Genomic DNA, 24,979 nt, shown 5'->3' on the forward strand with positions numbered 1-24,979 from the left:
TATATCCATTCCTTTTATATCCGTTCCTTTTGTAGACCAGTGGCTTTGAAAATATGAATACTCTTAAAAATAGTAATGCTGATGATCGTGGCATAGCAATGGATATTGACGGTGGTCACCGCCGCGATGTAGAGCGTAATAATATCCGCTACAATGCACTGCAGGTAGTTTTAGGGTTTCTTATTATAGCCATCAGCGCTATCTATATACCTGCCAGTGCGGCAAATGAGGAAGGCCGCTCACAAGTCGCTAGCAAACCTGACAATTTGGCTGAGTACGCTGTCCAACAAATAAATACAATCAAAGACGAAAATATTAGCGTCTCTGGTATTACCGAAGAGATATTTGATCCCACTGAGCGTAGCGCGGTACAGCAAGCAGGGACGTTGCAAGGTGACATGGGACTGACAGGGGAGTATAGCGAGAATTACTACTTACTCAACAAGCTCAATGTCGGGTTACCACCATTAGCTGAGCCACCAAATTTGGCGACGCCGCTTGCGACTTTGGGGTTTTTTCAATCTGCGGTGATGAAGCAGCAGTATGATTTGGCCGCTTATGCACTCAATATGAATCTGATTGATGAGAAAAACCAGCGTACCCGTTCGCTTGATTTGACCAAGCAGCTTGATTTTCTACTATCCGAAAAAGAGCTATACGTATTTGATGATATGCCCGATCGTCCTGATGGTCTGATCGAACCACCACTGGGTAACGACAGTAGTGTTATGGGTATCCCTAGACGCTCTATCCAGCTGGGTTATATCGAGTACCGAGAACGTCGTGTTCCTGTTTACTTGGAGCGGGTAAGGGTAGGTGATCAGGCGCCAGTTTGGATGTTCTCTGCGCAGACAGTGGGTAATATTGAAAATCTTTATAAACAATATCATCCATCGGAGTTTGAGCGTTATCTACCTACTTGGTTAAAATTCCAATTTTTTGGTATTGCCTTATGGGAGTTTTCAGCGCTCATCCTGTTTTTCTTATTTACTATGGGCGTAGGTTGGATACTAAGTAAAAGCACGGAAAAACTCATCAGCCGTTATGTTGATAATGAAAAATACAACATCTCTGCTGGCAGTGCCAATGGCGTGGCAGATTTGGCCAATAAGCTAACCGTGCCTTTGACCTTTACCATCAGCTTCTCGCTCGTTTTTACCTTAGTTTCTGGTGGTTTTCCTTATCTAGATGCAGTGGCTTCATCAACCCGTCCGCTGATTTGGACGGGGTTGGTATTTAGTACGATGTGGCTAGGTATTCGTACTATTAATTTTTTTGCCAATCGTTACCAAGACATGCAGATTGAAAACCTAGGAGAGGAGCATTTTGATAAAGTGCGCCGTCGTCGCACTTATGTGTCGATATTCCGCCGCGTTTTCATTTTTGTCATGATATTGGGTAGTATCTGGATAGGACTGAGTGAGTTTGCCAACATGGAAGGTCTTGGCAAAACCTTACTGACTTCAGCTGGTATTGCTGGCGTGGTTATTGGTATCGCCGCTCAGCCTATATTGGGTAACATCATTGCTGGGGTGCAGGTGGCAGTGACGCAGCCTGTACGGATTGGCGATAGCGTGATAATGGATGGTAATTTCAGTACTGTGGAAGACTTGCGTTACACTTATGCGGTACTCAAAACATGGGATAAGCGTCGATTAATTGTGCCGATGCGCCAGTTGATCACTGAAAGGGTAGAGAACTGGTCACATACAGAAGTGCATCAGACCTGTCCTGTGTTTTTATACATTGATTATGGTGCAGATATAGAGGCCATTCGCCAGCAGTTTATCTCAGTAACTAAAGATAATGAGCTTTGGGACAACGAAACTGAGCCCGAAATATTTGTCGTTGAAGTGACAGAAAACACCATTCAGCTGCGCGGTGCTGTTTCAGCAGTAGGTCCCATAGAAGCATGGACGCTTGCTTGCGAAGTGCGTGAGCAGATGCTTGGCTACTTGCATCAGCAGCAAAACAAGTATTTGCCGACAGAGCGTTTTACGTTAACAGAAAGTCTGTAACGTTCAGGGAGAGCTATTCGCTATAAAAAAGCGTCATTAAACATATAGTGTATGTTTATTATCGATGAAGACGTATTTGTGTAAAATAATCTGACAAATATAGTATGTCAGAGAGGTGCTTATTTGTTATAATGTGGCGTTATTTTTATAGGATAACTGAGTGGTTAGCCATGAGTCAGCACTGTGTATGCAGTTGCAGTGATTGATATGCCTAACTCTGAGCTCCTACCCATCAAAATAACCACCACTAGGGGTCTGTATGTTGCGAATTGTCGATGAAGCCTTAACCTTTGATGACGTTTTATTATTGCCAGCCTATTCTGAAGTTCTGCCAAAAACTGCCGATCTGTCTACCCGTTTGACCAAAAACATCACGCTAAACCTTCCGCTGATCTCTGCGGCTATGGATACAGTAACCGAGTCTGAGATGGCCATTACTATGGCACAGCTTGGCGGCATGGGTATCTTGCACAAGAGTATGGATATCGAAAAGCAAGCAACACAAGTACGCCGCGTCAAAAAATTTGAAGCGGGTACGGTTGTTGACCCAATCACGGTACATCCAGAGATGACGATTGGTGAATTGCTACGCTTGACGCAAGACAATAATATCTCAGGCGTACCTGTGGTCGAAAAGGGTACAGATAACGTAGTAGGTATCGTGACTCACAGAGATTGGCGTTTTGAGACCAACTTGTCATTGCCAGTTAGTCAGATCATGACACCAAAAGAACAGTTGGTCACCGTACATGAAGGTGAGAGCAACGAAAACATCAAAAGATTGCTGCACGAGCATCGCATCGAAAAAGTCATCGTTATCGACGACAACTTCCGCTTACGTGGCTTGATTACGGTCAATGATTTTGCCAAAGCCGAAAACAATCCAAATGCGTGTAAAGACGAGAAAGGTCGTCTGCGTGTCGGTGCAGCGGTTGGTACAGGTGCAGACACACAAGCACGCGTCGAAGCGTTAATCGCTGCTGATGTTGATGTGATCGTAGTGGATACGGCGCATGGTCACTCAAAAGGCGTGATTGACAAAGTCTCTTGGATCAAGAAAAACTATCCGCATGTTCAAGTTATCGGTGGCAACATCGCAACAGGCGAAGCGGCACTTGCACTACGTGATGCTGGCGCTGATGCGGTAAAAGTCGGTATCGGCCCTGGATCTATCTGTACCACGCGTATCATTGCAGGTATCGGTGTACCACAAATATCAGCCATCGATAATGTTGCTAGTGCATTAAAAGACAGTATTCCATTAATCGCTGACGGCGGTATCCGCTACTCAGGTGATATGGCAAAAGCGATTGCGGCTGGTGCATCGTGCATCATGGTAGGCTCCCTGATGGCTGGTACAGAAGAGGCACCAGGTGAAGTTGAGCTGTTCCAAGGCCGTTATTACAAAGCTTACCGCGGTATGGGTAGTTTGGGTGCAATGTCAGGATCAAACGGCTCATCGGATCGTTATTTCCAAGATGCCAAAGATGGCGTAGAGAAGCTCGTACCAGAAGGTATTGAAGGCCGCGTTCCTTACAAAGGACCTGTCGCTGGTATTGTCAACCAATTGGTTGGTGGCTTACGCTCATCAATGGGCTATACAGGTTCTGCAACTATCGAAGATATGCGCACCAACCCACAGTTTATCAAAGTCACATCAGCAGGCATGAAAGAGTCGCATGTTCATGATGTACAGATCACTAAAGAAGCGCCGAACTACCGTGTAAACTAATCGGTATTTTATAGCTCTGCACTGTTTGAGAACTGGCTCAGTTGCAGAGCTGTAGTGACGTTGAGATACAAACAGCCAACAATGCTCTGTTATTGTTGGCTGTTTTTTTTGTAGAATATAAAAGCATATTATTACAATAGCAGTATTGCCTGCGTATACGCTTGGCCTTTTATTTTTAGAACTGAGGAACATACATAATGAGTTACTTTGGCACTGATGGTATCCGTGGAAAATTTGGTGAATTGCCTATTACCCCTGACTTTATTTTAAAACTGGGTTATGCGACTGGACAGGTGCTCATAGAAGCCAACGAAAATTCTACGCGCAAACCAAGTGTGGTCATCGGCAAAGATACTCGTCTCTCAGGTTATGTCATTGAAGGTGCTCTGCAAGCAGGTTTTAACGGGGCTGGCGTCGATGTTTATATGCTTGGTCCATTACCGACGCCAGCGATTGCACATTTGACTCGCAGTTTTAATGCCGATGCGGGTGTGGTTATCTCAGCGTCACATAATCCTTATTATGATAACGGCATCAAGTTCTTCTCAGGTAGTGGCAAAAAAATCAGTGATGAGATGCAGATAGCAATTAATGACAGATTAACGGCAATCATGAGTGATGCTAATGGTAACAATGCCACGATGCCTATCCTTGACCCTGCAAACCTAGGCAAAAACCGCCGAATTGACGATGCAAAAGGTCGATACATTGAATTTTGCAAAGGCAGCTTCCCATATCAGTATGATCTTAGCCATCTGACCGTCGTGGTTGATTGTGCCAATGGTGCAGGCTATAGCGTCGCACCTAGAGTCATGCGGGAGCTTGGTGCTAATGTTATCGCTATCAATAACACTCCAGACGGCATCAATATCAATGCTGAGTGTGGCTCTACCCATCCTGAAGGTCTGCAAAAAGCGGTGCTTGAGCATGAAGCAGATGTTGGTATCGCATTAGATGGTGACGGCGATCGCATTGTGATGGTTGATGAGACAGGTAAGCTGGTTGATGGTGACGGTATCTTATATGTGCTCGCGACCCAAGGACTCACCAAAGCGCAAGGCGTCGTTGGTACGCTTATGAGTAATATGGGATTAGAGTTGGCACTAAAGGCGGCTGACATTGATTTTACTCGTGCAAAAGTAGGCGACCGCTATGTCATGCAAGACCTCGAAGCCAATGGCTGGATACTAGGCGGTGAGCCGTCTGGACATATTCTGTGCCTGGACAAAAGCCGTACAGGCGATGCGATCATAGCAGGGTTGCAAGTATTGGCTGTGATGCAAGCGCAAGGACGTGCACTGAGTGAGCTGGTCGAAGGGTTTGACGTACTACCACAGAAGCTGGTCAATGTACGCTTGTCTCAGATGCAAGACCCATACAAGCATGAAGAACTGGTCGCCGCTTTTGACAAAGCACAGACGACTTTAGAAGGTCGTGGTCGTCTTCTTATTCGCCAATCAGGTACAGAGCCTATGATTCGAGTCATGGTTGAGTCCGATGATGAGATAGAGTGTGATGTGATGGCAAATGATTTGGCTGATCATATCAAGTCGGTATTAGGCTAATAGTATTCAAAGCTTAATATTCAAAGCTTAATATTCAAAGCTTAGCACTCAAGATTACAATGTTGAAATGTCATAATTTTATAATAAGGAATGACCATGAGCATGGACTTTACCGACCAACGCCTTTCATATGAAAAAGGCGCGCTTGATCAACAGTCAGTACCAGCGTCACCATTTGAGCTCTTTAAGGCTTGGATGGATGAGGCAATAGCGCAAAAAGTGCAAGAACCTTATGCTATGAGTTTGGCAACTTGCGGTGCAGACAATAAACCTAGCGTCCGTATCGTGTTACTGCGTGAAATTACGGATACAGGTATTGTTTTTTATACCAATTATGACAGCGCGAAAGGACAGGACGTTGTAGAAAACCCCAATGTTGAAGCGCTGTTTTTTTGGCATGAGCTGGAGCGCCAAGTTCGCATTAGCGGTCGTATTGCTAAAATTGACGCTGAAAAATCTGCTACCTATTTTCAAAAACGTCCACATGATAGCCAAATAGGTGCTTGGGTCAGTCAACCGCAAAGTGGTGAAGTCGCCAATCGTGAGGTGATGGAGCAAACGTTCGAGCAACTGCAAGCAGAATATGCAGATGGTATTAGCGTACCAACACCAGCGTTTTGGGGTGGGTATGAGATTACGGTTGAAAAAATCGAGTTCTGGCAAGGTCGCGCCAACCGTATGCATGACCGCATCGTATATACGCAAGATGATGATAGCCAAAGCGCTGAAAGCTGGACGACCAAGCGTCTACTACCATAGTGTTTGGCTGATTTTGAAATCCTAGCTCATTTAAAAATATAAAAAATCCACTCTATATCCAGTTTCTCGGGTATTTAGAGTGGATTTTTTATATCAGTTATTTGCTTTATTTGGCTTTATTTGGCATTGGTATCGACATCCACAGAAACGGACATACCAGGACGCAAGCGTGCAAGCTCAGGTTGGTTCGGATCCAAGTCGATACGTACTGGGATGCGCTGCGCAATTTTTATATAGTTACCTGTCGCAGGATTGGCGGCACCTGCACTAAACTCACTGCCAGTGGCTGGTGAGATGTTGCTCACATGACCTGTGAATTTGGCACCGCCAAGCGCATCCACATGAATAGTAGCTGGTTCGCCGATTGCCATACTAGCTATTTGGGTTTCCTTAAAGTTTGCGATAATCCAAATGCCTTTTGGCACGATATACATGAGCTGGGTGCCTGCGCTAACGTACTGGCCTTCTTTGACACTGACTTGGCTCAGCTGACCGGACTCAGGGGCTGTGATGATCGTATTATCGAGATTAATTTGTGCTTGCTTCACACCTGCCTCAGCACTTTTGATATTTGCGTCCAGCGAGGGTTGGGTGCCACTGGTTTTGGCGCGGTTTTGTTGCGCGGCTTGTAAATTGGCTTCAGCCTGTTGCACACTTGCCTGTGCTTGAGCCAGCTTTGCTTTGATATGAGCCACTTCTGCTTTTGATACCGCACCGATAGCATCTAAGCCCTGATAGCGATTGACGTCTTCACGAGCGCTCTCGACATTGATTTTGGCACTATATAAGTCGGCTTTGCGTGCTTCGATTTGTGCTTGGCTAGATTGCGTGTCTTGGTCATTGGTAGAGCGGCTGGTGATCGCCACTTCAGTATTGGCCTCGGCTTGTTCAAGTTGCTGCTGAAACGTTCGATCATCTATTTTTATCAGTAGATCGCCCGCTTTTACATCAGCAAAATCCTGCACCGCCACTTCGGTGACATAGCCGGAAACTTGCGGACTAATAATAGTGGTTTGACCTTTGACAAAGGCGTTATTGGTTTGTTGCACCGTAGGCGTAAATGGTGGCAGCTTCCAAGCATATAAAATCAAGGCCACACCAATGACAATCAGCGCAATCAATAATCCCAAATTTAGATAGGATTTTTTCTTGGGAGACCAGCCAGCCGTATTTGATATCGGCTCTTTTGGCGGCATAGGCGTTTCATTATCATCGTCTTGATTTTCTATAGAGCCTTCTACAGAGTTATCCTCACGCACGCTATCAGGCGTATCAGTAGCTGCTTGTATCTCGGATGTATCCGTTTTCTTTTGCGTAGCGCTTGTAGCGGTCTCTACTGGAGCCGTAGCAGACTCTGTACGTGTGTCTGTTGCTGGAGCATCAGTTGACGTCTGAGGTATTTTATTAAGCTCATTTGGTTTTTCTTGGCTCATGACATGCTCCTAAATGTTAATAAGCAGATATCTGATTGGTCTGACTATAAATAAATATGATAAAAAATCACTAAGATAATAAGTTGAATTATTTTGTTTCGCGCATCTTGGCGATGACGGCGAGCTCTTTGGCCAGTGGATTGCGCTTGTGGTAGCGGTTATAAAGATAATTGAGCAGCAAAATAATCGTAACGGCAGTAGCAAGACAGGCCATCAGAAAAAACAGGTCGCTGTATGCTGCGACCGTTGCTTGGCGCTGAATGCCTTGCAGTACTTGGCTAACTGCACCGATATTTGCTTGGGCCGCGTCAGTGGTCTGATTCGACAGCATGTTACGAGTGCCTGCCACCTGGGCGCTAAATGCAGGATCGCCCAAATTCAATGAGCTGACCATATCTGCATAATGCATTTGTGTACGAATGGTCGTAAAGGCCTGAATGGCTGCCGCACCTGCCAGTCCGCCAACTGTTTGGGAGATGCCAAAAATCACTGAAAAACTAATAATATACGCAGGGCCACTGCCAATAGCCCGCAAAAACCCTTCAAAAACCAAAGGCCCCATGAAATACACCGCGGCAAAGGCAATCAAAAACTGGCTGAGATAAAACGTATAGGGTGCTGAATTAATAGACACACCAACATCCATCCAAGAACCTAAGGCAATCAATGCCACTGCAAAAATAACAGGTCGGCGCAAATCCATCGCATTGGTACTAAAAATACTAATAATCAAAGCCAGTGCACTGGCGGCTATAATAACAGCATAAAAAGTGACCAACTGATCGTTACCGTAGCCGAGGTTAGCGAGCAATCCTGCCGCTCCGACGTTTTGCTCAGATAGCAAAATCCGCATGACAGCGCCCGTCACCATGAATGCAATAATATTGCGGCTACGCATCCAGCGCACTTGTAGCATCGGATTTTTGCGATGCGTCTCAATCCATAACGCGATGCTAATCCCGACGATAGCAATCATCAGTGGATAGACGAGCCAAGGTGTCGTCCACCATAAAATTCGACCCTGTACCAAAACGACAGCCAATGCAGCCAGACCACTAGCGAAAAAACCAAAGCTTACAAAATCCAATTTCTCAAATACTTTTTCTGTATTCCCTGGTGGTAGCTCTAATATATTAATCAGCCCAAAACAAATCAGCGCCAGACCAAATTGAAATAAAAATAAGTTTTCAAGCTGACCGTCGATGGCGAGGTAGGGCGAGATGACACGTGATAATGGAATACCAAACTGTACCAAACCAAAACCCAATATCAGACCACTAGTACGTTTGACGGTTGGCATACCCTGAAGACAATAAAACAAGCCCAATACGGTCATACCACTTGCCACCATACCACTAAGTCCCCTAGCGACAATCTCTAAATAATAGGGCTCAATGCTAATATTAGGTGTGTCTAACAAGTGGCTGCTGATCAGCCACTGTAGACTGGTGGCGGCTAACAAAAATGACAGGGTGATTTTGCTAAAAAGCGACATGCCAAATTGCTGACGAATTTTGTACAGCAGAACGGTGATACAGGCATTGGTCATATTATAACTGACCGATATCCAACCACCTTCAGCTGGCGTTAAGCCTAGCTGACCCTGAATTTGCGTCAGGTTGGCGACAAGTAGACCATTTTGGAAGCTGGCTGTGAGACCCACAAAAATCCCAATAAGCAAATAAAACACTTTACGGCGTGCCGGATGGTCAGGATTGGCTGGAGAGCCCACCATTATTGGCTGTTCGTGGGGCTTAAACTGGTATTCGTTACTCATGGGCGTACCACAATCTGTATAAGGAAATAGAGTGATATAGGACAGATGCCAGACGGGGAGTCAGGTCAGTGTAATTGGTATTTATAGCGTGAAAAGCCAGTCAACTCACTGATGGTATCTGAAAGATAACCCAAAAAATTCAGAAAGGATTTTATCATAACTTTTATCGTGCTTTTGTCATCGACACGTAATTGATGGATGGTGCTGAACAATTTGTTTGGTTGCTCTATAGCTTAATGCTCTCATATGACATTGATGACTATAATTCGATGGTTATTCATGCAATCATAAAATAAAGCACGCATAAAAAACAGCTCTATACAGAGCTGTTTGTGTGTATCGGAAAATTGGTCTGTCAATTATGATGCAATGCTAAACAGATTGATCGTACTTAGCCTCTAGCTGCATAGCGCGCTGATAGCTATCGAGACTGGCAAGCGCTTCAGCATACTGCCTGATATGTGGATAAGCGTCGAGTTTTTGACGCTTAGCGAGAATGATTAAGTCAAATGACAACATAAAGTCAGCACCACTTAGCTTATCACCCACAATAAATGACTTACCTTCAACCGAAGCATCGAGATATTCAAACAATCTGGTTTTTTCTGTATCGATATAGCCATTCAAAAACTCATTGTCATCAATGCCTGCTTTTTTGGTAAATAGCTCAAGCATTAATGGCAACATCAGCGAGCTTTCTGCAAAGTCGATCCACTGCAGATAATATCCATAATCTGAACTATCTGTAGCAGGGCGCAGACGCTCTGGCGCAAATCGTTCGATCAATAACTCCGTAATGGCCCCTGATTCAGCATAAATTTGGCCGTCCATCTCGATAACCGGAGATTTACCGAGTGGGTGAACTGCCTTCAGAGAATCTGGTGCCAAATGAGTCTTGGCATCGCGCTGATGACTGACCACTTCATAAGGTACGCCTAGCTCTTCTAAGAGCCATAGCGTACGTAATGAACGTGATTGATTGAGATGATGTAAGCGAATCATGGTATCGACCTTATTGCGTAGTGAATTTGACTAACCTTTCAGCTTCGCCATTAGACGCTTAGCAGCTTCTTCTGATGATGCAGGGTTTTGACCTGTGATTAGTAAACCATCTTCAACAACAAACGATTCCCAATCAGCTGCTTTTTCGTAGTTACCGCCATTGGCTTTCAATGCGTCTTCTACTAAGAACGGTACTACGTCTGTTAGGCCAACTGCGTCTTCTTCAGAGTTAGTAAAACCAGTAACGGTTTTACCTTTTACTAAGTACTCGCCATCGACTTTAACGTTTTTAAGTGCTGCAGGAGAATGACAAACAAAAGCAACAGGCTTGTCTTGCTTAACAAAAGTCTCGATCAGATTGATAGAGTTTTTATCTACTGCCAAATCCCACAATGGTCCATGACCACCAGGATAAAATACTGAATCGAAATCTTCAGCGTTCATATCAGCAAGTTTTTTGGTATTAGCCAGATGCTCTTGAGCGTCTTTATCGTCTTTAAAACGAGTGGTATCTTTGGTTTGCGTGTCTTCTGTGTCACTACTAGGATCTAGTGGTGGCTGACCGCCAGCTGGAGAAGCTAGAGTTACATTTACGCCAGCGTCAAGAAATGCGTAGTAAGGAGCAGCAAATTCTTCTAGCCAAAAGCCAGTTTTCTTACCAGTATCGCCTAAACGGTCATGAGAAGTTAGTACCATTAAAATGTTCATAATTATCCTTGTTTATTATTTATGTGTTAGTAACTAGATAGCCAACAGTCATAAGTTTTACGTTACATCATTAGCCGTTTTTACTTAATTAGCCTAAATGCAAATAATGACTGTTAGCATTATTCCTGCTTCAGACGTAACTTTCAGTAGTGATCTTAGCAAGTTGTGTTGTTAAGTTGTTATTAACAATAGTTATTACCTATCGTCAATTACTTAACAGTCAATTATTTAACATAAGTTACTGAACGTCAGAGACCTTAACCACTGTTTTACCAAAGTTATCACCGTTTAACATACCGACAAAGGCTTTTGGTGCATTGTCTAGACCATCAGCGATGTGTTCTTTGGTTTTGACGTCGCCTGACTCTACCCATTTGCTCATGGTCTCTAAGAACTCTGGGAAATGATCGCCATACTCTTCAAAGATAATGAAGCCTTTGATGGTGAGGCGGCGGCTTAAGATAAGGCCAGTCAATACGCTCAAACGATCTTTACCTTCAGGCAGTTCGGTCGCATTGTACTGGGCAACAAGGCCACAGACAGGAATGCGAGCATGAGCATTCAGTAAAGGCATGACCGCATCAAACACGTGCCCACCGACGTTTTCGTAATAGATATCGATACCATCTGGGCACGCTGCTTTTAATTGCTCAGCAAAGTCATCGGCTCTGTGGTCGATACAGACATCAAAGCCAAGCTCGTTGACCGCGAAATCGCATTTCTCTTTACCGCCTGCTACACCAACAGTGCGAAGGCCATATTGATTACCCACTTGACCGACCGTAGCACCGACAGGTCCAGTGGCTGCAGCGACAACTAACGTTTCGCCTTTCTGTGGTTTGCCGATATCAGTCAGACCCATGTAACCAGTGAAGCCGGGCATACCTAACACACCTAAACCATAAGAAGGGTTTGCCATGTTTTTGTCCAGTTTCAGGACGCCTTCGCCATCACTGACACTGTAGTCCTGCCAGCCGGAATTTGATACGACCAAATCACCGACAGCAAATTTATCGATATTAGACTCAACCACTTGCGCGACTGTACCACCCATGATGACGTCACCGACTGCTAATGGGTCTGCATAGCTTTTTGCATCGCTCATACGTCCACGCATATATGGGTCTAATGACAGATATACCGTGCGTAATAACATCTCGTTATCGTTTGGCGTTGGAATGTCGCTGGTTGTCAGATCAAAGTTGTCAGGTTTTGGCTCGCCAGTTGGGCGGCTGGCAAGTTTGATTTGACGGTTGGTTTGTTGATTCTGCTCTTTATCGAAGCTCATAGTAGGACTCCTTTATATTTATTCATTGTCATTATTATAGAGGTATTAGATGTAGTAACTACTCAGCATTGAACTGAATAGCTACTATAAATAGCATAACGATATGTAGTTATTGTTACTGTCGCGATTTTTCTTATAATTCTTCTGATAGTTCTTGCTATATCGCTTATTAAGACGCTTTGCTAGTTACAGCACGCTGTAAGATACGACGTGAGACGTCTAAGTCGTTTTTGCCGTGCTCACCAAGTTTGACCATGTTATGTGCATCGAGTTGCTTGATAATTGGATCAATCGCTGACTCAGTCAAATCGACGTCTTCTAAGCTCACTGGCAAGCCAAGTTCGCGGAAGAAGTTTTCAGTATAGACAATGGCCGTTTCGATGATGGCATCGTCGTCTTGGTCAGTATCAGTGATGTTCCATACGTTACGTGCGTACTGGAGTAGTTTTTCTTTTTTGCTTTCTTTTAGCTCACGCATGACCGATGGCAACACGATGGTCAAGGTACGTGCATGATCGATGGCGTGTAGTGACGTAAGCTCATGACCAACCATGTGAGTTGTCCAGTCTTGTGGTACACCAGTACCAATCAAGCCATTCAATGCCATGGTTGCTGTCCACATAATGTTCTTACGTGTTTCTAGGTTGTCTGGATCTTGCTTAACCACTAGGCCTTCATCAATCAAGATTTTGAGCAAGCTTTCAGCAAAAGCGTCTTGAACCTTGGCATTGACTGGGTAAGTTAAATACTGTTCCATCACATGGACGAATGCATCAGCCACACCATTCATAACCTGACGTTCAGGTAATGTAAGGGTTTTTACTGGATCTAGGATTGAGAATTTAGGGAAGGCCAGTGGGTTACCAAATGGCAGTTTCGCTTGACGTTCGCTATAGTTAATTACGCCGCCTGAGTTCATCTCAGAACCCGTTGCTGGGATAGTTAATACTGCACCTAGGTCAATAGCAGAATCGATGTTCTTGCAATAGCCCGTTAGCGCGTCCCAAGCTTGGTTACGTGAGACCGTACCATCTTCTTCAGTTAATGAAGATACGAGTGCCACAAATTTACTGCCGTCAATCACAGAACCACCGCCAACTGCTAATAAGAAGTCGATGTTGTGCTCATTCACCATATCGGCTGCTTTTAATAGTGTGGTGAATTCTGGGTTAGCCTCGATACCACCAAATTCAAATACAGTACGGTTACCGCTTGCCGATAATGCAGTTTTTACTTCATCTAAAGTACCGGTACGCTGTGCTGAACCACCACCGTAAGTAATAAGAACGCGAGCGTCAGTAGGCACTAGGTCTGATAACTGTTCGATTTGACCTTCACCAAAAACGATGCGGACTGGGTTGTAGTATTGAAAGTTATTCATAAAATTCCTAATGTTGATAAAAATGGTTCCGTCAAATATGTTGACGTTAAACAAATAATGGTAATCAATGCTTATTTTATATTTGCTCTAAAGCTTGATGCGCATTGTACACCAATTAGACCAGTCGTCTAGTTATTCTTTATAAATGATTACAAAACTCTCATACAACGTTTTTATCAAGCATTAGGTTTTTAAATAAAAATATGATGTGTGGGCGCAAACATAAGCCCCCAATTTAGGAGGCTGCAATATCAAGACCATTACTGTTTATTATCAACGTCCCATTTGAGTCGTCGTCATTTGCCAAATTTCTGCTAGGGGTGTATTCGTTTGGCTGATCTTAGCCATTAGGCTGGCACCAAGCCACGCGAAATACCAACGTTTGGCCATACTCTCAGCTGAGATATTGTCGTGACGAGGGACCGAGCCATCTATCCAGCCTGCCTTGATCTGCTCAGCGAGCCACATGGTCGTTTGTTGATAGCCGGTATCAAGTGCTTTACGCATGGTTTCTGACATATCAGCCACTTCTGCGCTTAGCTTCACTACCAAGCATTTCTCGTGATCACAGCCGTTCTGCTGGGTGTCGTACCAGTTTTGGAAGTAATCATATAGCTTTTGCTGCGCCGTGACATCTTGAGCGTCAATAAGATTCAGACGGGTTTTGTACAGACTAAAATAATGATGAATAATGGCTTCACCAAAGGCTTCTTTTGAGGCGAAATAATGATAGAAGGAGCCTTTAGGTACACCTGCTGTATCCAATATTTGCTTGAGACCGACAGCCGTAAAGCCTTTTTTGGCTATTAATTGGTAACCAGTGGCAAGCAAATGAGCTTTGGTATCGGGTGTGGTGCTAGTGTCTGTGATATTAGACATAAATAGAATTTTCTCCCTTGATAATCGTAGTAATAGGGTCATCAGGTTTCATTTGAGCGTCATGTCGATGGCATATTCTAATGCTATATATTTATATGTGTTACGTTTTATCGACAATATTGGCTGAAAAAATAGTCCTGTTTTATTAATAGCTATGGTAGCATTAGACCAGTCGTCTATCAAGGTAGGTTTTGTCCTTATCAGTTATCATAAATTTTCGATTTTAATTTATGTCAATTTGTGATTTAACCATAACTGTGAGTATCTTACCTATAAGACAGCTTCAAATATTTTATTCAAAGTACTGAAAATAAATTTTTATATAACAAAGCAAAAATAAGGATAATTATGTCAAGCAATGATAATAGCAGTAATGCCTATAGCGATTTTCATTTGCAATTCATTGGCGGTGAATGGCAAAAAGGTAAAGATGATAGCATTAATACTGATACTAATCCCTACAATGGCGATACGATTGTAGAAATTCAGCAAGCGACTAAAGACCAGCTTGATGAAGCATACGATGCTGCCGACCAAGCGCAAGCCAAATGGGCAAAAACGACGCCAGCTGAGCGTGCAGCTGTTATGTATAAGGTTGTTAATATCTTAGATCAGCGCCAAGATGAAATCGTTGACTGGTTGATCAAAGAGTCGGGCAGTACACGCATTAAAGCCATGGTTGAATTTAGCTCGGCACGTGCCATCACGCTTGAAGCAGCGTCTTTTCCTAACCGCGTACACGGTGAGATTCGCCCCTCTAACACTCCTGGCAAAGAAAACTTCATTTATCGCGAGCCCATCGGAGTGGTAGCAGTCATTAGCCCATGGAACTTTCCGCTGCATTTAACCCAGCGTTCTATCGCACCAGCATTAGCCCTTGGTAATGCGGTTGTATTAAAGCCAGCAAGCGACACACCAGTGACAGGTGGCTTACTACTAGCAAAAGTATTTGAAGAAGCGGGTCTGCCAAAAGGTCTACTAAACGTCGTGGTCGGCTCAGGTAGTGAGATAGGCGATGCCATCGTCGAGCACAAAGCGCCAAGCTTAGTATCATTCACAGGTTCAACCTCAGTGGGTAAACATATTGGTGAGCTTGCGAACGGCGGTGAGTATATCAAACAAGTCGCGCTTGAGCTGGGTGGTAACAGCCCGTTTGTTGTACTCAAGGATGCTGATATTGAGCAAGCAGTCAAAGCAGCTGCCTTCGGTAAATTCTTGCATCAAGGCCAAATCTGTATCGCGATCAATAGGGTTATCGTGGAAGACGAGATATATGATGACTTCGTAGAGCGTTTCTTGGCACATGTCAAAACATTGAATGTCGGTGATCCTAATAAGCAAGATACGGCTGTTGGCCCTATCATCAACGAAAAACAACTCAAATCGCTCAAAGAGAAGATCGCCAAAGCGCAGGAAGAAGGCGCGAAAATGATACTCAGTGGTGAGATTGAAGGCCAAGTCGTACCGCCGCATATCTTTACTGAAGTCACTCGCGAGATGGATCTATCCTGTAATGAAGTGTTTGGACCCTTGGTTGGTATCATTCGTGCTAAAGACGAAGATGATGCATTATCAATCGCCAATGACTCTATGTATGGTCTGTCTAGTGCTGTGTTCACTGCTGATATGCAAAAAGGCCTGCGTTTCGCTCGTGGTATCAGAGCAGGTATGACCCATATCAATGACATCTCGGTCAATGACGAAAGTAACACGCCATTTGGTGGTGAGAAAAACTCAGGTATCGGTCGCTTTAACGGTGAATGGGTACTAGAAGAGTTCACCAGAACGCATTGGATTTCAATGCAAAACGAGCCACGTCAGTATCCGTTCTAATAGCATTGCACTACGATAAATAATAAAAAAAGACCGCTTCGATAGCGGTCTTTTTTTGTGATGTTCGATGGTTGTGCTTGAACCTACTTATATGACAATTAGTCTATAGTCTAGTCATCTATCTAGCATGAAAGCCCAATAACCCTTCAATCTCTTCGATACTCATACGCCTAACTAGGGCTTGCTCTTCAACTGACAAGCGATTGGTATGCTCTTTTATCATGGTATGGATGCTCCGAGATATCTCAGAGGTGGTGGCATAGTACATTTGTGGCTGCTCTTTCGTCAGTCTCATCAAGAATCGATTGATAAGTTTACGTTTTTCATCCGATTTGTTCTCTTCAGCGATATTTTTTTCAGTCATGGTATTCTCCTAGAGGTAGGCCATTTAAGCAGTCCGGAGCATGAGAGTCAATGGCGATAAGTAGATTTTAGCTTGGATAATTACTACCTTGCTAGTAGGTTATTAATGCCATGAGTCAATACCAAACTTGTCGTAAGCAAGATATGCTATTTTAAGATAATAAAGCCCAATAAAAAAAGAGTATTGAGATTAGGGCGTGTTGAACATTCGCAAATAGGCACTGCTGATCGCTAAAATTGTTCCAGACAAGGCACAAAACGACGATAATGCAGATGCCTTAGCGAGATTTGTAACGCAGTATGGGGCAATTTTAGCATCAGCCCGCAGGGACAGGATTCTTTTTTGCCGCTTCATCGTTAAAAATAAGCGCTTAGAATGACTAAACTTATTATTTTTAACATCAAATCGCCTAAAAAATAGTCGCTGTCAGTGCCATGGTCGAATGTTCAACACGCCCTAATTAAAAGCTATCGAACAATAAGAGGTTTATGCCATGTCCCATCAGCTATCTGGTAAAAATGTATTGGTTCTCTTTCACAATGACCTGCGAGTGATGGACAATGCCACGTTATCGAAAGCCGCCAAGCTCTCGCGTGATGGGCGATTATTACTGGTTTATGCGTCATCCTTGATGGATATATTGGACAATCAAAACTCTCAGGCTGCTTATCATTATGACACGATGGGCGTCGCCCGCCAGCAATTTTTGCAAGAGAGTTTGGCGGACTTAAATACATCATTAGAGCTGCTTGGCAACAAGTTGCTACATCTACACAAAACCCCAACGTCACCGAATACCTTCATGCAGTTGAATGAACTCATTAAGGCGCAGCAGGTGACAGATATCTGTGTGAGTCAAACGGCTGATTATTATCAGAACCAAATATATGTACGACTACAGAATAAACATCCGCAGATACGTTGGCATATTGAGACAACGGCTACTTTGTTTGATGAGTTACCGCTAAATGATTTGCCCAAAAGCTTTACGCAGTTCCGCAAAAAAATTGAAGCAGATTATGATTTATTGCATGCAGCACAAGACATCGCTATTTGCGCGACGCCAGAGCGATTGGCCCCAATACCTGAGAGTCTGGTGGATAGGTGCGAGTACTTCTTTAAAGCAGGCGAAGATAATGCGCAGGCAATCTCCCAACAAAAACAGCAAGCGCCTAATTTCAAAGGTGGTGAGTCGAACGGGCTAAATCACTTAAAGAGTTATTTTAATTCCAACGCGCCAAGTACTTATAAAATCACACGAAACGCGCTTGATGAATGGACGCATTCCACAAAATTTTCTGCTTGGCTGGCTAACGGCTCGTTGTCTGTCAACACCGTATTGAATCGACTGCGCCGTTATGAGCGTGATGTCATCACAAATGACTCTACTTATTGGATATGGTTTGAGCTGCTTTGGCGTGAATATTTTTATTGGTACGCTGTCACCCATCAGCAAAAATTATTCTGGTTTAAAGGTATTGGTCAGCACACGCCATCAACCCAACTGGATCAGAAAAAATTAGAACAATGGAGAAATGGTGATACAGCATATCCTATTGTCAACGCCTGTATGCATCAACTGAAGGCAACAGGATATATGTCAAACCGTGGACGACAACTGGTGGCAAGCTGCTTTATCCATGAGTTAGGTCTTGATTGGCGTTATGGGGCGGCTTACTTTGAGCAGCATCTTGTTGATTACGATGTCGGCAGTAATTGGGGCAATTGGCAATATCTGGCAGGTGTGGGCGCTGACCCAAGAGGATGCAGACAGTTTAATCTCGACAAACAAACCCAGCAGTATGATCCAAACGGTGAGTTTATCCGTCAGTGGCAAGGCAACCCTCAAAAGAGCGACTAATTTATGTTGAAAACTCCCACCTAACAGGTGACAACTATTATTAGACTAATCATAAGATAGGTTTAAACAATGAAAAAGCCCAGTCCTTATCTCACTTTTGCAGGTGCTATTCCGTTTGTCGCCTGTGCATTTTTGCTGATGATAGATGTTGTTACCGTGCCTATGCTTGGTTCAGTAGGCGATGTATTAAGTGCTTATGGGCTAGTGATTGCATCATTTATGGCAGGCGCGCATTGGGGCAATCATTTAGATTTATCTGATGACAATAAGTGGGCTATTAGGCTTCCACTGTATAGCAATATCATTGCGCTTGGTCTCTGGCTTGGTTTTTTAATCTTATCCGCCATTGGTTTTATTTGGCTATTAGTGATTGGTTTTATAAGCCTGCTAGTTATCGATTATAGCCTTCATCGAGCGCAGATTATCAGTCATGCTTACTTCAAAGTAAGGCAGTATGTCACGGCGATAGTGGTCATATCGTTAGTCATCGCGGCATTACAGTTGTAAGTGGTATTGACTAAGTCATGGCTAAATAATAACTAAAGAACAGACAGCTTGATTTCTTAATTTTTATAATTGAGATGTTTATCTCAGAGATTCGTAGGCGCCGCACTTCGATGAGTAAAGTGTTTGATAGTTAAACTAAAGATTTATAAAGTTCATTTAAAATGAATGTTATAATTAAAGCCATCTATATTTCTCTAGGAAGATGGCTATGCAATCTATCAAGCTACCTAGCAAACCACCAAGCTCTCCGCATCCTATCCTTAATTTAAGCTTTCGCATATTTTTTAGTGCTGCTGCGCTATTTGCCGTAGTAACGATGTTGCTATGGGCATTTGTGTTCACTGGTCACACCGATATCGATGCACAGGTTTTGAACCCGTTATACTGGCACGGCCATGAAATGGTGTATGGTTATGCTCTGGCAGTGGTAGCCGGGTTCTTGCTAACTGCGGTAAAGACATGGACAGGGGTGATGATGCCGCATGGTTATAAGTTGCTAGGTATCTTTGTCTGTTGGTTACTGGCACGTCTGAGCTGGTTGGGTTTTGGGCTTGGCATAACGCTCATAGGTGATAGTATATCGTGGCTATATATAGCAGCCCTTTTTGATGTGGTATTTGTCGCCTCGATGGCATATGTAATATGTCGAGCAGTATGGCAAGTTAAGCAATACAAGCAAACGGGTATCTTGGCAAAACTGGCACTACTGACCTTTGGCAACGGACTCTGCTATTGGGGTATTATCAATGCTGATATGAACACAACTAAGATAGGCATTTATTTTGGGTTCTATTTGATCATCGGGTTAATACTAACGATTGGCCGACGCGTAGTACCATTTTTTATTGAACGTGGTCTCAGTATGGGTATAGGTATGGAAACGTCAGAACCCGTTAAGCTACGTAATAGTAAAGGACAAGATATCGCAAGCTTAGTGTTTTTCTTCGCCTTTTTTATCAGTGATGTGTTTTATCCAAACCAGTATTTGCTGACGGTTACGGCGCTCGGTGTGGCAGTCATTAATATCGTTCGCCTGATAGGGTGGTATCATCACGGTATTTGGCAAAAACCATTACTTTGGTCATTGTATATTGCGTTTTTGGGCATGTGTTTGAGTTTCTTATTATACGCACTACAGCCTTGGTTGGGTTATCCGCACAGCCTCGCCATGCATGGATTGGCGATTGCAGGTATCGGTATGATGACGGTGGCAATGATGACGCGAGTATCTTTGGGTCATACGGGTCGCAGCATTCACCAACCGCCCAAAACGGTAAATCTTATGTACGGTTTGATGGTATTGGTATTTGTTAGCCGCGTACTGCTACCATTAGTAGATATGAGTCATTACCTAGTTTGGATTATGATTGCACAGGGTGCTTGGATTGCTTGTTTTGTGCTATTTTGCATCAGTTATCTGCCCATGCTGGCACGTCCTCGGCCTGATGGTTTATTTGGTTGAAGCGGGCTAACGATACTGTTTACAAATGCTATGTCTAAACGTTATTACCAAAAATGCGACTTACTTTGTCTAGGGCGTGTGCTCAATTCAAACGAGTGTCCTTTAAATGGGCTAAAAATAGCTAAATTTTGCCAAACATCGTCAAATAGTTGGTCAATATCTCGATATTATCTGCACTATTTTTCTCGTTTGACAGCAATTTATCTTATTTTTATCACCATTTTTAAAATGAGGACACGCCCTAGCTTAATATATAAAATTTGTAAAAATAGGAACGCAAGTACATGCGACTGACCAATTATAGTGACTACGCGCTACGCTCATTGATTTATTTAGCCGTAAGACCAGATCCATCACTATTGGCTAATATTAGCGATATTGCTGACAGCTATGGTATTTCTAAAAGTCATTTGACTAAGATTATTCATCAGCTGGGTCAGCTTGGTTATATAGAAAGTGTGCGTGGCAAAAACGGTGGCATACGCTTGGCACGTGCGCCTAAAGATATTAATTTGGGCGTATTGATCAAACAGATAGAGCCTGATTTTAATTTGGTAGAGTGCTTTGCCGTACCAGCGTCTCATAAGGATAGTGAGCAGGGCGCTCATCCGGCGGATTTGCCAGTGACATTCATTGAGGAAAAAAAGAATAAATCACTAGGCTGCGTGATTAGTCCAGCCTGTCAGCTTAAAAGCGTGTTCTTTGAAGCGCTCACCGCATTTGTTAATGTGCTTGAGCGTTATACATTAGCAGATATTCTGAACAATGAGGATGAGCTGGCTACTTTGCTATTTCGGTAGTAGCTTCGATAATAGTTTCGATATGATTATAACCAGCTCACAAAAATGGGTCGCTACATTAGTAAGCACAGTAATAGCGACCCGTTTTTATGTTTGTCAAAAATATATGTCTAAGGTGTGAGAAGTTAGGCGTTTTCTAGTTTTGGACGTGCTTTCTTAACGGCTTTTATCAGTGCCTTCTCAAACTCACCGTCTTTAAATCTCACAAGATAAGAGTGTGCGGCACAAAAATTGCGAACGTCGCGCCATTCATGGGCTAGATTGGTTGCCCAGTCGCAATATTGTGCGCCTGCATTTGGCTCGTCTTTGAGTGCTTTTTTGGTGGTAGGGTGCAATATCAGCTCAGGCAATACCGCTTCTAGCAGCTTCATGGGCGGACTCATAAACGTATCATCAACGTGTAAGCTTTGGCTGGCAGGATGATAGGCCAACAAGGAGCCTGCATGAATCATCTCATTAGGCGATATATAGTAAATGCCCTCTGACATTGAAAACTTAAGCTCAGGATAGCGTTCAGCAACCGCGTCACTTTCTACCAAATCATCTGCCCAATTTACTTCTGGTATTTTCTTTGGATGACGTTTACTACCATAAAACGTGGCTTGCGGAAAGTCTTTTGCCATCTGGTCACAGTGTACAGTATGGAATGGATGAACGTTTAGCACCGCTTCGACATCTTTACCGTTATTGGTGAGCGCCATGACCTCGTCTCGAACGTCACCTGTTAAGGCGTAGCTGTCCAAAAATACAAAGCGTCCTGAGGATAGCTTGACCAGTGAGCACTGGGTACCAATGTTTATCACACCGCCGATACGGAATGACCCGCGTATGTTCCAAAATCCTGCCCCTAAATCATGAATTTCATCTGACATTTATCGTTTTCCTTATTCAATATATTGAATCAACAAGTGATTGTTTTTCTTGTCGAAATTTTATGTTTTACGTTTTTCTTAGAGTCGTTATTTTGTCTCAAGCTCGCTACGAGCATTATCAATGGTAGACAAAAGCGCTGCTTCAAATTGGCCTTCTTCAAACACCACTAATCCTGAATGTGCGCCGCAAAAATGACGAACATTACGCCATTCGTGCGCAAGATCTATCGCCCAATCACAATAGGCTTTGCCAGCGTCGGGCTCATCTTTTAGTGCTTGTTTGGTGGTGGGGTGTAAACCTAGGTTTGGCTGTACGGCATCAAATAGCTTAGAAGGAGGTATCTCAAACGTATCATCGACATATATACTTTGGCTGGCTTTGTGATAGACCAATAATGAGCTTGCATGGACAGATTCATCAGGTGCGATGTAGTAAATGCCCTGAGGTAGGGAGAACTTCAGCTCAGGATAACGCTCAGCGACCGCATCGCTTTCGACCAAATCATCTGCCCAATTGACTTCTGGTATTTTCTTTGGATGACGTTTACTACCATAAAACGTGGCTTGCGGAAAGTCTTTTGCCATTTGCGCACAATGTATCGTATGAAATGGATGAACATTTAAGACGGCTTCGACATCTTGACCATCATTGGTTAGTGCCATCACTTGCTGACGAACCTCGTCTTTTAAAGTATAGCTGTCCAAAAAAATAAATCGGCCTGATGATAGCTTTATAAGTGCACATTGGACGCCGATATCTATAATGCCGTTTTTTATAAATGACCCTCGAATGCTCCAAAATCCTGCACCTAAATCGTAAATCTCATCATTCATTGACATGACTCCTTAACCGTTTAGTTGTTCAATTATTTTGCTTATTGATAGGTAGCACCCTATGATTATTGATTTTTGAGCGCCTAAAGTCTGTAATAGAAAAGATATAAGCAATGTAGATGTGTAAAAATAAAAAAGAGTTGTTAGGTAAATGTCATCATTGAGGGTATAGACCCAATTTTTTTTATTTTAAACGGAGAGTCTAACCAAGCGCCAATAACACATTTAAACCTGAGTATATCGGTTGGTGTGCTAACATGCTTTTCTGGTCATTATGATAAATAGATATCCTGTATGGCTGTGCACCTCCTTCATAGTTTCACATTATATTCTTTCATTATCCAAGCCAATGACGCCTCCTTGTCATAGCATAATCAATTATAGTAAGCGCCCTTGTGAATAATTCTACAGATAAAAATCAAAATTTTGCACCAAAGACAGTAGCCTCATCCAGTCACTCTACGTCGTGGATATTAAAGCTCACGATTGGCCTCATTGGTATGTTTGCTTTTTTACAGGTGTACTCTATCCAAGCCGTGCTGCCAGTCATGATGGTGGACTTTTCTGCGACGGAAGTGCAAGCGGGCATGATCGTTGGCGCCACTGTATTGGCCATTGCCATCATGTCACCATTTTTGGGTATGCTCTCAGATGCCGTCGGGCGCAAATCCTTTATCGTCGGTGCTTTGTTATTTTTGGCCATACCAACAGCGCTGATTGCCCAAAGCTCGAGTATTGAATGGGTCGGTATTTGGCGTTTTATGCAAGGACTGTCTGTACCCGGTATTACGGTGGTGACAATTGCTTATATCGGTGAGGAGTTTGAGGGCCGAGCAATGACTGAGCTGATGTCCTTTTATGTGTCAGGATGCGTGCTTGGCGGCTTTTTAGGCCGATTTTTGATGGGGCATTTGCATGAGCTGATTGGCTGGCGTGATGGCTATTATGTGATGACGGCGATGACGCTGCTGGGGGCGATATGGGTCGGCAAGATGCTACCATCGTCTCGTCACTTTGAGGCCAATCCTAATTTTCGCTCAGCGATACAGACGTTAGGTGAGCATGTCACCAATCGTTATGTGGTGACCGCTTGTCTGCTTGGCGCTTGTGTGCTGTTCTCCCTTGTAGGCTGCTTCACTTTTATCAACTTACATTTGGCGGATAAGCCTTATGAGCTTGGTACAGGTGCGCTCGCCAATATTTTTGCCGTGTATTTGCTTGGTGTGATTATTACGCCACTATCAACGACCTTGCTGCGCCGGTTTGGCTCAGCACGTACGGTTCGGGTAGCCATCATTATCTCCATGATTGGAGTTCTGTTGACCTTGGTGACCCCACTATGGGGGGTAATCATAGGACTTGCTGTTATGTCATCTGGTGTGTTTATTACGCAGTCAGCGACCATCAGCTATATTGCTGTTAATGTCAAAAAAGGTCGATCATTGGCATCAGGCTTATATTACATGGGCTATTACACAGGCGGTACGCTTGGAGCGTGGCTGGGTGGTATAGCTTATGCGCGAGGGCAGTGGTCTCTTACCGTATGGTTGTTATTGTTTGTTCAGGTATTGGCACTCTTGATAGCCAGTTTTGGGATGATTAAAACGACAAGACGCGCCACTTAACGGTATATCAGGTATTGTCTATGTTTGGTTACCCGTCTTATGATACGTAATGTAAGGTCGCTTTACATGGTGATGGTTTTTTCTTACTATCAAAGAGGCATTCAATCTTATTGCGGTCAGTGAAGCTTGTTGCTTTTACTGCGCCAAAACCGATTGGTATTCAGCAGGACGCTATCAACAGTAATAATGACTCTATATTATAAAAATAGTGTGGTTATAGCGGTTCATTCTGTATTAGTATGTCTTATTGCTACTTACTTATTACTATCTATAACTTAT

General features: G+C 43.5%; 20 protein-coding genes. 10 read left to right on the top strand and 10 right to left on the bottom strand.

Annotation, left to right across the window (positions count from 1 at the left end):
- Positions 1-53: 53 nt before the first annotated feature.
- The 4 genes from BTW00_RS02385 (at position 54) to pdxH (ending at position 6,074) form a co-directional block, all read left to right on the top strand.
- Positions 54-2,018 carry a mechanosensitive ion channel family protein gene (locus BTW00_RS02385; RefSeq protein WP_256713969.1) on the top strand — a complete coding sequence of 655 codons (1,965 nt, stop codon included), beginning with the start codon at positions 54-56 and terminating at the stop codon, positions 2,016-2,018.
- 259 nt (positions 2,019-2,277) lie between these two features.
- Complete coding sequence (gene guaB, locus BTW00_RS02390) at positions 2,278-3,750, top strand: IMP dehydrogenase (protein ID WP_058024512.1); 1,473 nt, start codon at positions 2,278-2,280, stop codon at positions 3,748-3,750.
- A gap of 197 nt (positions 3,751-3,947) precedes the next feature.
- Positions 3,948-5,315 carry a phosphoglucosamine mutase gene (gene glmM / locus BTW00_RS02395; RefSeq protein ID WP_075106053.1) on the top strand — a complete coding sequence of 456 codons (1,368 nt, stop codon included), beginning with the start codon at positions 3,948-3,950 and terminating at the stop codon, positions 5,313-5,315.
- Positions 5,316-5,417: 102 nt separating this feature from the next.
- Positions 5,418-6,074, top strand: coding sequence for a pyridoxamine 5'-phosphate oxidase (pdxH, locus tag BTW00_RS02400; protein ID WP_075106088.1), 657 nt, complete (start codon positions 5,418-5,420; stop codon positions 6,072-6,074).
- Between the two features lie 116 nt (positions 6,075-6,190).
- Here pdxH and BTW00_RS02405 read toward each other — a convergent pair whose 3' ends face one another.
- The 7 genes from BTW00_RS02405 to BTW00_RS02435 form a co-directional block, all read right to left on the bottom strand.
- Positions 6,191-7,507: an HlyD family secretion protein gene (locus BTW00_RS02405; protein WP_075106054.1), complete on the bottom strand. Its 1,317-nt coding sequence runs from the start codon at positions 7,505-7,507 to the stop codon at positions 6,191-6,193.
- Between the two features lie 88 nt (positions 7,508-7,595).
- Positions 7,596-9,284 (bottom strand): hypothetical protein, encoded by a 1,689-nt coding sequence (locus BTW00_RS02410; protein WP_058024515.1) that lies wholly within the window; start codon positions 9,282-9,284, stop codon positions 7,596-7,598.
- Positions 9,285-9,656: 372 nt separating this feature from the next.
- Positions 9,657-10,286, bottom strand: a complete 630-nt coding sequence (locus BTW00_RS02415; protein ID WP_075106055.1) for a glutathione S-transferase family protein — start codon at positions 10,284-10,286, stop codon at positions 9,657-9,659.
- Between the two features lie 30 nt (positions 10,287-10,316).
- Positions 10,317-10,994: a type 1 glutamine amidotransferase domain-containing protein gene (locus tag BTW00_RS02420; protein ID WP_057760524.1), complete on the bottom strand. Its 678-nt coding sequence runs from the start codon at positions 10,992-10,994 to the stop codon at positions 10,317-10,319.
- A gap of 238 nt (positions 10,995-11,232) precedes the next feature.
- Positions 11,233-12,282, bottom strand: coding sequence for an NADP-dependent oxidoreductase (locus BTW00_RS02425; RefSeq protein ID WP_075106056.1), 1,050 nt, complete (start codon positions 12,280-12,282; stop codon positions 11,233-11,235).
- 169 nt (positions 12,283-12,451) lie between these two features.
- Positions 12,452-13,663 carry an iron-containing alcohol dehydrogenase gene (locus tag BTW00_RS02430; protein WP_075106057.1) on the bottom strand — a complete coding sequence of 404 codons (1,212 nt, stop codon included), beginning with the start codon at positions 13,661-13,663 and terminating at the stop codon, positions 12,452-12,454.
- Positions 13,664-13,936: 273 nt separating this feature from the next.
- Positions 13,937-14,542 (bottom strand): TetR/AcrR family transcriptional regulator, encoded by a 606-nt coding sequence (locus BTW00_RS02435; RefSeq protein WP_075106058.1) that lies wholly within the window; start codon positions 14,540-14,542, stop codon positions 13,937-13,939.
- 348 nt (positions 14,543-14,890) lie between these two features.
- On the opposite strand from BTW00_RS02435, the gene BTW00_RS02440 reads away from it, so the two are divergent.
- Positions 14,891-16,375 carry an aldehyde dehydrogenase family protein gene (locus tag BTW00_RS02440; RefSeq protein ID WP_075106059.1) on the top strand — a complete coding sequence of 495 codons (1,485 nt, stop codon included), beginning with the start codon at positions 14,891-14,893 and terminating at the stop codon, positions 16,373-16,375.
- A 118-nt stretch (positions 16,376-16,493) separates the two neighbouring features.
- On the opposite strand, the gene BTW00_RS02445 is transcribed toward BTW00_RS02440, so the two are convergent.
- Entirely contained in the window at positions 16,494-16,739 is a 246-nt protein-coding gene (locus BTW00_RS02445) for a hypothetical protein (protein ID WP_058024522.1), read from the bottom strand.
- 493 nt (positions 16,740-17,232) lie between these two features.
- Here BTW00_RS02445 and BTW00_RS02450 point away from each other — a divergent pair, with 493 nt between their 5' ends.
- From BTW00_RS02450 to BTW00_RS02465, 4 genes are all read left to right on the top strand, one after another.
- Complete coding sequence (locus tag BTW00_RS02450) at positions 17,233-18,600, top strand: DASH family cryptochrome (RefSeq protein WP_075106060.1); 1,368 nt, start codon at positions 17,233-17,235, stop codon at positions 18,598-18,600.
- A 69-nt stretch (positions 18,601-18,669) separates the two neighbouring features.
- A complete protein-coding gene (locus tag BTW00_RS02455) occupies positions 18,670-19,107 on the top strand; it encodes a DUF3429 domain-containing protein (protein WP_075106061.1) in 438 nt (145 codons plus the stop codon).
- Positions 19,108-19,315: 208 nt separating this feature from the next.
- The gene (locus BTW00_RS02460) at positions 19,316-20,569 is read left to right on the top strand and encodes an NnrS family protein (RefSeq protein WP_075106062.1); all 1,254 of its coding nucleotides are present in this window, start codon (positions 19,316-19,318) and stop codon (positions 20,567-20,569) included.
- Positions 20,570-20,853: 284 nt separating this feature from the next.
- Positions 20,854-21,369, top strand: coding sequence for an Rrf2 family transcriptional regulator (locus tag BTW00_RS02465; protein WP_075106063.1), 516 nt, complete (start codon positions 20,854-20,856; stop codon positions 21,367-21,369).
- A gap of 125 nt (positions 21,370-21,494) precedes the next feature.
- Here BTW00_RS02465 and BTW00_RS02470 read toward each other — a convergent pair whose 3' ends face one another.
- On the bottom strand, positions 21,495-22,241 hold the full coding sequence (locus tag BTW00_RS02470) for a hypothetical protein (RefSeq protein WP_075106064.1): 747 nt from the start codon (positions 22,239-22,241) through the stop codon (positions 21,495-21,497).
- Positions 22,242-22,328: 87 nt separating this feature from the next.
- Positions 22,329-23,075: a hypothetical protein gene (locus BTW00_RS02475; RefSeq protein ID WP_075106065.1), complete on the bottom strand. Its 747-nt coding sequence runs from the start codon at positions 23,073-23,075 to the stop codon at positions 22,329-22,331.
- A 470-nt stretch (positions 23,076-23,545) separates the two neighbouring features.
- On the opposite strand from BTW00_RS02475, the gene BTW00_RS02480 reads away from it, so the two are divergent.
- Entirely contained in the window at positions 23,546-24,700 is a 1,155-nt protein-coding gene (locus BTW00_RS02480) for an MFS transporter (RefSeq protein ID WP_256713975.1), read from the top strand.
- The last annotated feature ends 279 nt before the right edge of the window (positions 24,701-24,979 follow it).

The organism is Psychrobacter sp. C 20.9, from assembly GCF_001921765.1.
GTDB classification, from domain to species: domain Bacteria; phylum Pseudomonadota; class Gammaproteobacteria; order Pseudomonadales; family Moraxellaceae; genus Psychrobacter; species Psychrobacter piscatorii_B.